The following is an 11,690-nucleotide window of genomic DNA, read 5'->3' as shown; positions in this document are numbered from 1 at the left end:
TCATGAACGTCCACGCCCGTCCTGTCGTCGCCGCCGTCGCGGCCGCCCTGGTCAATGGTCGCCCGTACACCAACGTCCTGGACCACAGTCGCACCGGCAATGTGCGCATAAGCGCCAAGGTCGAGGGCGAGACGGTCGAGGCCTATGACCATTCGCGCGGACATCATGTGACCGGAGCCCTGCCCAATGGCGTCTATCACCATGGGGACGCCGCCCACATCGCCTTCACCCGCGTGGGCGACACGGTCACCGGCTACCATCACGGCGACCAGACCCATTTCGAGGCCAAGGTGAAGGGCGGCGAGGTGACTTTGTTCGATCATGGGCCAAGCCAGCACTTTAAGTTCACGGTCGGCTGAGGCCCGCTTGCGCCAGATCAAGGCGGTGGTTTTCCGCGGCGTCAGGATCTACCCATGACCATGGATCGGCAGGAGCACCGCAGAATCTTGTCCCCCGGCTACGCCGTCGGCGTCACGGAGGCGATGATCGAGGACCTGGTTCACGCCTTCTACGCCAAGGTGCGCGCCGACGCCGTTCTTGGGCCGATCTTCGACGGGGTGATCGGCGACCATTGGGACGAGCACCTGAGCAAGCTTTGTGACTTCTGGTCTTCGGTGCTGCTGGCGTCGGGCCGCTATAGCGGCGCGCCCATGCAGGTCCACGCCGCCCTGCCGCAGATTCAGGCTGAGCATTTTGGCCAGTGGCTCGCGCTGTTCAAGACGACCGCCGCCGAGCTTTGGCCCAAGCCCGCCGCCGAGCTTGTCTGCGCGCGGGCCGATATGATCGCCAAGAGCTTCCAGTACGGCATCGCCGCCAGCCGCGGCGACCTGATCGACAGTCGTCGTCAGGCCCGATAGGGCGCTAACCGCCCAGGTGCTGGCCGCCCACAAGATCGACCTGATAGGTCGGCGTTCCATCGAAGGCGTCTTCGAGGAAGTCGTGGCTAGCCTCGTAGTAGCGGCCGACCCGGGCCTCGAAGCCAGCCTGCATGATGTAGCCGACCATGGCCGCCTTGCCGCCCAGGTCCGAGCCCGCGAAAAGGTCGAAATAGCTCTCCTGGCTGGAGATCCACGCCAGGGCGGCGTCCACATCGACGCCGGCCGTGCGCGCGGCGTCCAATCCGATGACCATGTCGTAGGCCAGGCGTACGGAGGCCGCGAAATCGAGGCCGCCGAACTTGGCTTCGAAGGCGGCGCGACCCTCGCCCTCGACGCCAAGGCTGACCGCGAAATTGATGAAGCGGTTCACCTCGTTGAAGCGGGCGTAGTAGGCGTCGGTCAGGTCATTGGCGTTGGCGGGGCTGTCGATCAGATAGGCCAAGCCCGCCTTGCTGGGCGCCAGGCCGGTGAAGAACTGATAGGCCTGCAAGGCTACGCCAGAGGTCGGCGCCGACAGATCGACAACCTCGTCGATCAGCCGCTCACGGCTGATCAGGCCGGCCTCGAAGCGCAAGATCAGCTGGCTTAGCTGCAGGGCCGTCTCATAGGTTGGATTGGCCACGACCGTGCCGTCGGCCAGGGTGACGGTCGCGATGGTCGTCTTGGGCGAGTTGGGCTGCAAGCCGGCGGCCGCCGCGAAGTTCTCGCGGATTTCGGGCGCTGTATAGTCGGGGGCGGGCGGTTCAGGCGGCGTCTCATCCACGGGCGGGGCGATGGTTCCGATGGTCAAGGCGAGCGCTGCGCTCGCGGCCGAGGTCGTGCCGGCGAGATTGGTCTGGGTGGCCGTCAGGTTGTGAGCGCCGGCCGCCAGGGTCGAGGTGGTGATGCTCCAGGCGCCGCCGCCATCGGCGGTGGTCGAGCCGACCAGGGTCGAGCCGTCGAAGAGTTTGACCACGGCGTTGGCGCTGGCTGTTCCGGTGATGACGGGCGTGGTGGTGTCGGTCTGGCCATCACCGACGGTGCCCGTGTCGCTGGCGACGCTCAGCACCGGGGTGCTGGGAGCGGCCGGCGTGCTCAGGTCGATGGTGATGCTCAGACCGGTGCTGGCCGTCGAGACGTTGCCGGCTGCGTCGGCGGCCTTGGCTGTGAGGGTGTGGGCGCCGGCCGACAGTGTCGAAGCGGTGATCGACCACGCGCCCATGGCCGAGGCGGTGGTGGTCCCAAGCTCTGTCGTGCCGTCGGTGTCGTAGAGCGTGATCGTGGCGTTCGCCTCGCTCGTGCCGTTGAAGGTGGGCGTGCTGTCGCTGGTGACGTTGTCAGTGTTTGAGGCGCCGGTATCCGAGCCGGCCGACAGATCGGGCGTCGAGGGCGCGCTGGGCGCCAGGGTGTCGAACGTCAGCGGGGACAGCGAGCCGCCAGCGCCGAAGTTGCCCGCCAGGTCGATATAGCTGTTTGCCGTAGCCGTGATACTGGCAGTTCCCCCATTGACCCCCGCGGTCGGGGTGAAGGTTGCGGTGTAGACCGAGCCGGAGCCCGAAAAGCCGCTCAGCACGCCGCCCGACACCACGGCGTCCGCTATGGTGAAGCTTCCGTGGTCGGCCTCGCTGAGGGTGAAGGTGATTGTCGCGGTCTCGCCGGCTTTCAAGGTCGAGACGTTGGAGGTGACGGCGATAGTGGGCGCGGTGGTGTCGAGTACATAGGCCTGGCTAAGGATGGCGCCGCCGTTGCCGGCGGAGTCGGCGACCTGGACCTGGATCGTGTCCGAGCCCGTGAGGGTCACGCCGCCATAACTCCAGCCGCTTGATCCGACCGATGCTGTGGCCTCGGCCCAGGTGGCGCCGTTGTTGGTGGATACGAGCACCCTTTCGCCCGCCGCCAGATTGGCCGAGAGCGTGCCGCTGATGGTTTGCGCCGCGGTCTTGGTCACCAAATCAAGCGCGCTGACGCCGGTATCGGCCGAGAGCCTCAGGCTGGCGACCGATGTCGCTGGCGCTGTGATGTCCAGCACATAGCCGTAGCTGTAGCCGGCGCCGCTGTTGCCGGCGCTGTCCATGACCTTGGCGACGATCCTGTTCGAGCCCGCCAGGGTGGCGCCCGCCAGACTCCAGGCGCTCGATCCGACCGACGCGGAGGCCGACGCCCATGTGGCGCCATTGTCCACCGAGACCCAAACCGTTTCGTCCGCCGCCAGGTTGGCCGAAAGCGTGCCGCTGATGGTTTGCGAGGCAGTCTTTGTGACGAAGTCCGTCGATGAGGTCCCGGTATCGGCCGAAAGGCTCAGGCTAGCCGCCGTGGTTGAGGGCGCTGTCGTATCGAGCACGTACGATGTGGAAAGCTGCGTCGAATCCCCGTCGGTGTTGCGCACAACGGCCAGGAATGTTCCGGACCCGCCAAGCGTTACGGACAAGCTCCAGGCGTTCGAGCCCGTGCTTGTCGTAGCCGGGTTCCAGGACCCGCCGTTGTTGAACGACAGGTAGACTGACTCTCCCGCCACAAGATTGGTGCTGGTCGTGCCCGAAAGCGTCTGGCTAGCGACATTGGTGATCAGGTCGGTGTTCGAAATCCCGCTGTCGGCCGAGAACTGCGCGGTGACGACAGTGGTTGTCGGGATCGCCATGGGAAGCTCCGTCTGACTTGGTCAAGCGGAACGCCCGTGACCGTGGCGGTCACATTTCGCTTGGCGGCCAAGCGAGTGCAAGCAGTAATCGATCGCTACATGAAGTAATGCAAAGCTTGGAAAATGCGAGTTTTCAAGAATGAGAGGCGGAATGTCCACCTCGTGAGTCATTATTGACGGCGTTGTCGAAGATTAAGCTTACCTGACGGCAAGGCGATCTGATCGGGATGCCGCCGTATCTGAGTAACAATGTTCGTGGATCGATGATATTGTTAGATTTCGAGAATTATATCTAACGGATAGATCGGGAGGCGTCGCGCTCAGTAGCCCGAATAACGGCCCGGCCGATGATTGACGATGATCACCAGGCTGAGGGCCGCCGCGCTCAGGAGCGACAGGGCCAGCTTGCCCAGATCGATCACCGTGAAGGCCGCCGCGATGATCAGGACGTCGGCGGCCAGTTGAACCCGCCCCGCGCTGACGCCGCGCTTTTCCTGCATGTAGATGGCCAGCACCCCGATGCCGCCAACGCTTGAGCGGTGCCGCGCCAGGGCGAGCACGCCCATGCCGATGATGGTGCCGCCAAACAGGGCCGAGAACATCGGATCGACCCAGTCGAACGTCAGCCAAAGCGGCAAGACCGCCGTCAGCCCCGCAAGCAACGCGTTGGTCGCCACGGTCTTGAGGGTGAAGGGCCAGCCCATGGTGCGGCGGGCCAGCTCGTAAAAGGGAATGTTGAGCATAAAGAACAGCAGGCCCACCTGCCAGCCCGTGGCGTAGGAGATGATCAGCGCCACCCCGGCCACACCCCCGGTCACCAGCCCGGCGGCCTTGAGCAGCGCCAGGCCGACCGCGATGAAGCTGGTCCCGATGAGGATCGAGTGGATGTCCTCTGAGACGGTGTGGCGCGGCGGCGTCACGGCCGCAGCCAGGTCTTGAGAGCCTGGGCCCAGCGGGCGGGGTCCAGAGTCTTGGCGGCATGATCGCGGGCGGCGGCGCCCAGGGCGGCGCGAGCGTCTGCGTCGTTGATCAGTTCGACCAGCCGCGCCTCGGCCGCGTCAAGGTCGGCCTCGGCCCAGCGTCCGCCGGCGTACATGCCCTGTCGGTCGTCCACGGCCACCAGCCGGGCGGGGATCAGGGCGGCGGCCTTGGGGGTCATGAAGTCCAGGTTGCCGGACCAGGCGGTGGCGATTACGGGCTTGCCGGCCAGCATGCCCTCGGCCAGCCACAGGCCAAACCCTTCGGACCGATGCAGGGACAAGATGATGTCGGCGCTGGCCACCAGGCGGTCGCGGTCGTCGGGCGTCAGCACGCCGTTGAACAGGCGGATGTTGCGCGCGCCGCCTATGGCGGCGTTGATCTGGGCCAGAAGCGGCGAGTGCGCGTCGGCCCCCACGGTCTTGAGCACCAGAAGGGCCTTGGACGAGGAGCGCGCGCCGGCGCGGCGGAACGCCTCGATGGCGGCCAGGGGATTTTTGCGGGCCAGGGTCGAGCGCAGGTCGAACGCAGACAGGACGACCACGGCGTCGTCGGGCAGATCAAACCGCGCCCGGTCGGACGCGGTGTCGGTGGGGATCAGGGTGTGCGGCAGGACCCTGACCGGCAGGCCTTGGGGCGCGACCTCCTCCACCGCCTCGGCGGTGAACCGCGACGGCGCCCAGACCTCGTCCACATGGCGCAGAGCCGGCTTCCAGGCGCGGGGCAGGTGTTCCAGCTCCCAGGCCCAGTAACCGATCACCCGGCGGCCCTTCAGGACGCCGCCGCCGTGCAGGGCGATAAGCTGCAAAAGCTCGGGCGGGTTCATATGAGCGATCAGAACGCCGCCGCCGGGCGCGGGCGGGGCGGGATCGCCCGCGTCGATGCGCCGGTCGTGCCCGAAGAGGGCGCTGACGTCCCAGTCGGTCACTTCGAAGCCCGCCGCCCGCAGGGTCGCCGACAGGGCGCGCGCGCCCTCGCCGATGCCCAGGACAGAACCGTGGAAGCCGGCCAACACGATCGGCCCGCCCGCAGGCAGGCCCAGAGCGCGATGGCGCAGGCCGGCCGTGAAGGCGAACAGCGGCGGCAGGACGCGGCGCAGCGGCGCGCCAAGGCCGGGCGCGAGACGGCGGCGCAGGGCGCGCAGGCGCGCGAGGGCGGGATCGGAGGCGGTCATCGGTCACAGTCTGATAGACGCAAGACGCCGCGGGTGTCCACGCGGGCGCGTCTTGCGTGCTAAGAGCGCTTCGTGCCGCAAGCCTCGCCTCCCGCCGTCAGCGTTCTGATCGTCGCCTATCAAAGCGCGCCGACCCTCCAGCGTTGCCTGGACAGTCTGGCGGCCCAGACCTTCACCGATTTCGAGACCATCGTCCTCGACAACGCCTCCACCGACGACGGCGCCGCGATCGCGCTGGCCGCGCCGGGCGTGCGGGTGATCCGGGCCGATCGCAATCTGGGTTTCGCGGCCGGCAACAACGCCGCGGCCAAGGCGGCCCGGGGCCGATGGATCGCCCTGCTCAATCCCGACGCCTATGCGCAAGCGGACTGGCTGGAGCGGTTCATGGCAGCGGCGCAGGCTCATCGGGACGTGCGCTGTTTCACCGCCCGCCAGCTGATGGACGAAGACCCTTCGCGTCTGGATGGCCTGGGCGATGTGATGTCGCTGGTCGGGGTTCCGTTTCGAGGCGGCTATGGGGCGCTCGATCTGGGCGGTCCAGCGGGGGAGGTGTTTTCGGCCTGCGGCGCGGCGATGATGATCGAGCGCGACCTCTTCGCGGGCCTGGGCGGCTTTGACGAACGGTTCTTCTGCTACTGCGAGGATGTGGATCTTGGCTATCGCCTGCGCCTGATCGGGGAGGCGACGCGGCTGGTCCCGGACGCGGTGGTGCGCCACACGGGATCGGCCAGCAACGCCGGACCGCGCTCGGCCTTCGCCCTCTATCACGGCGCGCGCAATCGGCTGTGGGCCTACGTCCAGAACACGCCGCCCCTACTTCTGGCGCTGACGATCGCGCCCCACGCAGCCTTCACCGCCCTGCTGATGGCGCGGCACGTGCTGCGGGGCGAGACCAAGCCAGCCTTGCGGGGCCTGGGCGATGGTCTGAAAGGGTTGGGGGAGGCTCTGGCCCGGCGACGGGTGGTGCAGGCGACGCGCACGGCGACCTCGCTCCAGATCGCCGCGGCCATGAGCCTTAATCCGCTCGCCTGGCTGCGCGCGGCGCCGGTGGTCAAGAAGGCCTGAGGAAAGGCGGCGGCTCGGAGCGCCCGGCCGCCCTAACCGGCGGCGGAGCGGGTCCCGTGCCCGAGCGCGCGCGCTGCGAGCGCGGCCTGGGTGCGGTTGTGGACGTTGAGCTTGCGCATCAGCGCGGTCATGTGAGCCTTTACCGTCGCCTCGGCGATGCCCAGATCGAATGCGATCTGCTTGTTGAGCAGACCAAGGTTCAGCCCCTCGAGCACCTTCATCTGGGTCGGCGTGAGCCCGCCGATCGCTACTTGCGAATCCTCGTTCGCGACGAGGACTTCCGTCTTAGTCATTTGCGAGCCCTTCTGTTCGTCCCTGCGCACCGCCTCGCGGCGGAGCCGTTCCCGGTTTTGTTCGCCGATCTGCGTCGGTTGATCCGGGTTACGTGAGCGGATGTTACCGCTATCTGTCAGACAAATTCAAGCGGACTTCGCAATGTTAGCGCGAACATCGGCGAAAATGACACGATTGGACAAAACCTGTCATACAGGTTTGCCATAGCATGGCGCGCGCTGCAGCTTCCTATCGGGCGCGAATGGCCTGATGGTCGTGGCAACGACAGGAGTTGGGGATGAGTGAGGGCCGCCTGGCCGATCGGGCCTATACGGGCATTGTTGAGATGATCAACGACGATGGTCTGGCGGTCGGCGACCGCCTGCCCTCCGAGGCGAGCCTAGCCGAGACGTTCGGCATGTCGCGCACGGTGGTGCGCGAAGCCTTGGTCAGGCTGGCCGCCGACGGCATCACCGAGGCGCGGCGCGGCGCCGGATCCTTCGTCAAGAGCCGACCCTCCGATAGGCTCGGGGCCTACATGCCCCTGTCGGAGCTGCCCTCCACCCTGGGAAGCTACGAGGTGCGCTTCGTGCTCGAGGCTGAGGCGGCGCGGCTGGCGGCTGTGCGGCGCTCAGGTCAGGAAATGGACCAGATCGAAGCGGCGCTTCGTCGTCTGCGCGAAGCGCTGCTATCGAGCGCGCCCGCCCACGCCGAGGACATGGCGCTGCATCGCCAGATCGTGATGGCCACAGCCAATCCCGCCTTCCTCGTGGCGTTCGAGGCGCTGGAAGCCGATGTCGACAGGATCATGCGGGCGGGCGTGGATATCTCGCGCTCACGGCCCCCTGAGGTGATCGCCGAGATGATGCGCGAGCACGAACTGATCGTTGAGGCGATCCGCGCCCAGGACGGCGATGGCGCGGCGCTGGCCATGCGCTGGCATCTTTCGCGAGGGCGAAAGCGACTGATGCCCTAAGCGCGCAGGGTCCCGGCCGCTTGGCTCATCAACCACGCCTCGGTCATCTGACGCAGGCGCTCCGGCGGGATGGAAGCGTCCAGGATCAGCACCGCTTCCTCATCGAGGGGCCGTTCGAGCGTGGCGAGCTGGCTGTCGAGCAGGCTTGGCGGCATATAGTGGCCCGAACGCGCGGTAAGTCTGCGAGCAAGTTCGTCATGGCCAGCCTCAAGCAGAACAAAGCGCAGCGGCGATCCGACTTGCGTGCGCAGCCGCTCACGGTAGCTGAGCCGCAGCGCCGAACAGGCCGCCACCACCCTTCCACGGGCGGCGAGCGCCTCTGCGATAGCTGAGGCCACGCGATCCAGCCAGGGCCACCGATCGTCGTCGTTCAGCGGCACGCCAGCGCGCATCTTGGCGACGGCGCGATCGTCGTGGAAGGCGTCCCCTTCGAGGAATGGGCATTGGAGGCTGTCGGCCAGCAAGGCGCCGAGCGTGGACTTTCCGCACCCGCTGACACCCATGACGATGACGGCGATATCGGCCTGGTCGGGGGTGGGGGATGACGGGGGCAAACGACGTCCTCGGCTGGCGGCGACTGGCGCGCCGGGCGATCGAAACGCCAGGGGTGGTTAAGGTTCTATCGGCGCGTCTGGGCGGTGCAACTACGACCATGGTCGAGGATGGTGCAGGCCGCCCGCCGATTTATCACTGGCCAGAACAGCCTTGGGGGCCGGCATGCGCGCGATCCTGTTGTCTTTGATGCTGGCGATCTTGACGCCGGCCTTGGCCGTCGCCGGGCCGTCGGTCCTTTTGGCGGCGCCGGACGATCCGCGTGCGGTCCAGGTCCGCGGCGTGGGCGATGGCCGCGCCGACGACACCGACGCCATTCAGCAGGCCCTCGACGCGGCCCGAGACAAGACCGGCCATGGCCTGGTCTTCCTGCCTTCGGGCCGTTACCGGCTCAGCCGCAGCGTTCTGGTGCCGCCTGGCGTCCGCGTGTTCGGCGTCGGCGCCACGCGACCGGTCCTGGTTCTGGGCGACAATACGCCAGGCTTTCAGGAGGGTGTGGGCACGATGGTCGTGTTCACCGGCGGCGACCAATACGCCGTGGGCGAGATTCCCGTGCCCGTTCCGACTGTCCGGCCCGCCGCCATCAAGGTGCGCGACGCCAATTCGGGCACCTTCTATTCGTCGATGAGCAATGTCGACATCGAGATCGGGGAGGGCAATCCCGCGGCCGCGGGCGTTCGCTTCCGCATGGCCCAGCACGCCTTCCTTCGGCACATGGACTTTCGCATCGGTTCGGGGTTCGCCGGGGTCTATCAAGCCGGCAACATCATGGAAGACGTCCACTTCCACGGCGGCCGCTACGGGATCGTCACCGAGAAAACCTCGCCCGCCTGGCAGTTCACCTTGGTGGACTCCACCTTCGATGGTCAGCGCGATGCGGCGATCCGCGAGCATGAGGCGCGCCTGACCCTGGTCAATGTGGCGATCAAGAACACGCCGATAGGGATCGAGATCGACCGGGGCTACAGCGACAGCCTGTGGGGCAAGAACGTCCGCTTTGAAAATGTCTCCAAGGCGGGGGTGGTGATCTCGGCCGAGGACAACGTCTTCACACAGATCGGCTTCGACAACGCGGTGGCCCTGAAAACCCCTGTGTTCGCCCGCTTTCGCGACAGCGGAAGGACGGTGGCGGGGAAGGGCGAGGCCTATCGCGTCAAGTCGTTCACCTATGGCCTGACCCTGGCGGGCCTGGGCCAGATGGGCGAGTACAAGACGCTGGTTGATCTCGCCGCGCTTACGGCTCCGCCCGCCGCCCCGGCGCCGGCCTTGAGGTCGCTGCCGTCCATGGCCGAGTGGACCAACGTCAAGACACTGGGCGTAAAGGGCGACTGGGCGACCGACGACACGGCGGCGCTGCAAAAAGCGATCGACACCCACCGCGTCCTCTACCTGCCGGCCGGTTTCTACAAGGTCACCGACACCCTCAAGCTTCGGCCGGACACCGTATTGGTCGGCTTACACCCGGCGATGACCCAGCTGGTCATTCCCGACGGCAATCCCCGCCACGCAGGCGTCGGGGTTGTCGCCCCGATCTTGGAGACGCCTCGCGCGGGCGACAACATCGTATCGGGGATCGGCCTTTTCACGGGCCGTATCAATCCTCGCGCCTCGGCGCTGCTGTGGCGCTCGGGGGCGAACTCGCTGGTCACGGATGTGAAGATCATGGGCGGCGGCGGCACGCCAACCGCCGACGGCAAGTCTCTAGGCGCGGCCCAGGCTCGCAGCGGCGATCCCGTGGCCGATGGCCGCTGGGATGCGCAGTATCCCAGCATCTGGGTGACCGACGGCGGCGGCGGCACCTTCAACGATGTGTGGAGCCCCAACACCTTCGCCTCGGCCGGCTTCTACATCTCCGACACCAGCACGCCGGGCTTCATCTACCAGGTCTCGGTCGAGCACCACGCCCGCAACGAGTTCGTGCTCGACAATGTCCAGAACTGGGAGTTCCTCGCGCCCCAGACCGAGCAGGAGGTGGGCGACGGCCCCGATGCGGTGTCGCTGGAAATCCGCAACTCGCGCAACATCCTGTTCGCCAACTATCACGGCTACCGGGTGACGCGCTCGTATCACCCCGCGGAGACGGCGGTGAAGCTGTTCAACTCCTCCGACATCCGCTTTCGCAATGTTCACATCAACGCCGAGAGCGGCATCGCCCTTTGCGACGAGATCGGCTGCGGCACCTATCTGCGCGCCAGCAAGTTCCCGTTCGAGAACGCCATCCAGGACAAGACCCGCAAGCTTGAGGTGCGTGAGCGCGAGTTCGCCGTGCTCGACGTTCCCGGTGACGCGCCGCCGCCCGCGCCGGCGGCCAGCCGCAAGGTGGAGAAGCTGGAGGGCGGCTTTTGGTCGATCTCCGGCGCGACGACAGCCCCAGACGGCACGCTCTATTTCGTGGAAAAGCGCTTTCAGCGGATCTGGCGCTGGACCAAGACCCGAGGCCTGGAGGTCGTGCGCGACCATTCCCTCGACCCGGTGAATCTGGCCATCGACCGATCCGGCAAGCTCTTGGTGGTGTCGTCCTACGGGCCGCAGGCCTCGGTCTATTCGATCGACCCGGCTGGTCCCAGCGATCAACTGACCATGATCGCGCCGACGCCTTCGGCGCCGCGTGCGGGCGCCATGACCCTACTGCCGGTCAACTGGTGGAATAACGGCGAGTTTCGCGACCAATATGATCCCGCCCGGGGCGAGTTCACCACCTTGGCCGAGATGTTCGCCCGCGACGTCGCCGCGCCCAAAGCGCAGGAGTACGTCTCGCCCGACGGCAGCCTTGTCCTTCCGGCCTTCCGGGTCTGGCAGCAGGGGCCGCCCGACCATGTGGGCTGGCGCTGGGCCGATAGCCTGCAGGCCCACGGCCTGATCGGCGCGAAGGCTGGCGAGCGGGTGTTCGTCACCAATGAATCCGAAGCCAAGACCTATAGCGGCAAGGTTGGCGCCGGCGGGACCCTGACCGACCTGAAGGTCTTCGCCAACCGGGGCGGCGAGAGCGTCGCGGTCGATGGGCAGGGGCGCGTGTTCGTCGCCAATGGCCAGATCTTTCAGTACGCCCCCGACGGAAAGCTGATCGGCCGCATCGATGTGCCCGAACGTCCGTTGCAGCTGATCTTCGGCGGCGAGAACAACAAGATCCTGTTCGTCCTGACCCATCATTCGCTCTACGCGGTGACGCCTTGATCA

The 11,690-nt window shown here is 66.8% G+C and carries 10 protein-coding genes; 5 read left to right on the top strand and 5 right to left on the bottom strand.

Annotated elements, in window-relative coordinates; all coding sequences use genetic code 11:
- Positions 1 to 2 precede the first annotated feature (2 nt).
- Both O5K31_RS16930 and O5K31_RS16925 read left to right on the top strand, forming a co-directional pair.
- Positions 3 to 359 carry a hypothetical protein gene (locus O5K31_RS16930; RefSeq protein ID WP_269714924.1) on the top strand — a complete coding sequence of 119 codons (357 nt, stop codon included), beginning with the start codon at positions 3 to 5 and terminating at the stop codon, positions 357 to 359.
- A 54-nt stretch (positions 360 to 413) separates the two neighbouring features.
- On the top strand, positions 414 to 857 hold the full coding sequence (locus O5K31_RS16925) for a group III truncated hemoglobin (RefSeq protein ID WP_269714923.1): 444 nt from the start codon (positions 414 to 416) through the stop codon (positions 855 to 857).
- Positions 858 to 861: 4 nt separating this feature from the next.
- Here O5K31_RS16925 and O5K31_RS16920 read toward each other — a convergent pair whose 3' ends face one another.
- The 3 genes from O5K31_RS16920 to O5K31_RS16910 all read right to left on the bottom strand — a co-directional run bounded on the left by O5K31_RS16920 (position 862) and on the right by O5K31_RS16910 (position 5,647).
- Positions 862 to 3,495, bottom strand: coding sequence for an Ig-like domain-containing protein (locus O5K31_RS16920; protein WP_269714922.1), 2,634 nt, complete (start codon positions 3,493 to 3,495; stop codon positions 862 to 864).
- A gap of 320 nt (positions 3,496 to 3,815) precedes the next feature.
- Complete coding sequence (locus O5K31_RS16915; protein WP_269714921.1) at positions 3,816 to 4,415, bottom strand: YitT family protein; 600 nt, start codon at positions 4,413 to 4,415, stop codon at positions 3,816 to 3,818.
- The gene (locus tag O5K31_RS16910; protein ID WP_269714920.1) at positions 4,412 to 5,647 is read right to left on the bottom strand and encodes a glycosyltransferase; all 1,236 of its coding nucleotides are present in this window, start codon (positions 5,645 to 5,647) and stop codon (positions 4,412 to 4,414) included. Before O5K31_RS16910 ends, O5K31_RS16915 begins: the two co-directional genes overlap by 4 nt.
- 72 nt (positions 5,648 to 5,719) lie before the next feature.
- On the opposite strand from O5K31_RS16910, the gene O5K31_RS16905 reads away from it, so the two are divergent.
- Positions 5,720 to 6,712: a glycosyltransferase family 2 protein gene (locus O5K31_RS16905; protein WP_269714919.1), complete on the top strand. Its 993-nt coding sequence runs from the start codon at positions 5,720 to 5,722 to the stop codon at positions 6,710 to 6,712.
- Between the two features lie 32 nt (positions 6,713 to 6,744).
- Here O5K31_RS16905 and O5K31_RS16900 read toward each other — a convergent pair whose 3' ends face one another.
- The gene (locus tag O5K31_RS16900) at positions 6,745 to 7,005 is read right to left on the bottom strand and encodes a helix-turn-helix domain-containing protein (protein ID WP_269714918.1); all 261 of its coding nucleotides are present in this window, start codon (positions 7,003 to 7,005) and stop codon (positions 6,745 to 6,747) included.
- A 278-nt stretch (positions 7,006 to 7,283) separates the two neighbouring features.
- Here O5K31_RS16900 and O5K31_RS16895 point away from each other — a divergent pair, with 278 nt between their 5' ends.
- Positions 7,284 to 7,961 (top strand): FadR/GntR family transcriptional regulator, encoded by a 678-nt coding sequence (locus O5K31_RS16895; protein WP_269714917.1) that lies wholly within the window; start codon positions 7,284 to 7,286, stop codon positions 7,959 to 7,961.
- On the opposite strand, the gene O5K31_RS16890 is transcribed toward O5K31_RS16895, so the two are convergent.
- On the bottom strand, positions 7,958 to 8,515 hold the full coding sequence (locus tag O5K31_RS16890; RefSeq protein WP_269714916.1) for a gluconokinase: 558 nt from the start codon (positions 8,513 to 8,515) through the stop codon (positions 7,958 to 7,960). The two genes, O5K31_RS16895 and O5K31_RS16890, sit on opposite strands and share 4 nt — an antisense overlap.
- A 163-nt stretch (positions 8,516 to 8,678) precedes the next feature.
- Between O5K31_RS16890 and O5K31_RS16885 the strand changes: the two genes are divergently transcribed.
- Complete coding sequence (locus O5K31_RS16885) at positions 8,679 to 11,687, top strand: glycosyl hydrolase family 28-related protein (RefSeq protein ID WP_269714915.1); 3,009 nt, start codon at positions 8,679 to 8,681, stop codon at positions 11,685 to 11,687.
- Positions 11,688 to 11,690: the final 3 nt, after the last annotated feature.

It is taken from the genome of Caulobacter sp. NIBR2454 (assembly GCF_027474405.1).
Lineage (GTDB): Bacteria > Pseudomonadota > Alphaproteobacteria > Caulobacterales > Caulobacteraceae > Caulobacter.
Note: the sequence above shows the minus strand (reverse complement) of the source record. Positions and strands in the feature narration are given on the sequence as shown.

Excerpts from the sequence above, each read along its gene's own strand:
- O5K31_RS16900 (WP_269714918.1), bottom strand. The coding sequence starts at position 7,005 with ATGACTAAGACGGAAGTCCTCGTCGCGAACGAGGATTCGCAAGTAGCG.
- O5K31_RS16925 (WP_269714923.1), top strand. The coding sequence starts at position 414 with ATGACCATGGATCGGCAGGAGCACCGCAGAATCTTGTCCCCCGGCTAC.
- O5K31_RS16910 (WP_269714920.1), bottom strand. The coding sequence starts at position 5,647 with ATGACCGCCTCCGATCCCGCCCTCGCGCGCCTGCGCGCCCTGCGCCGC.
- O5K31_RS16920 (WP_269714922.1), bottom strand. The coding sequence starts at position 3,495 with ATGGCGATCCCGACAACCACTGTCGTCACCGCGCAGTTCTCGGCCGAC.
- O5K31_RS16930 (WP_269714924.1), top strand. The coding sequence starts at position 3 with ATGAACGTCCACGCCCGTCCTGTCGTCGCCGCCGTCGCGGCCGCCCTG.
- O5K31_RS16895 (WP_269714917.1), top strand. The coding sequence starts at position 7,284 with ATGAGTGAGGGCCGCCTGGCCGATCGGGCCTATACGGGCATTGTTGAG.
- O5K31_RS16885 (WP_269714915.1), top strand. The coding sequence starts at position 8,679 with ATGCGCGCGATCCTGTTGTCTTTGATGCTGGCGATCTTGACGCCGGCC.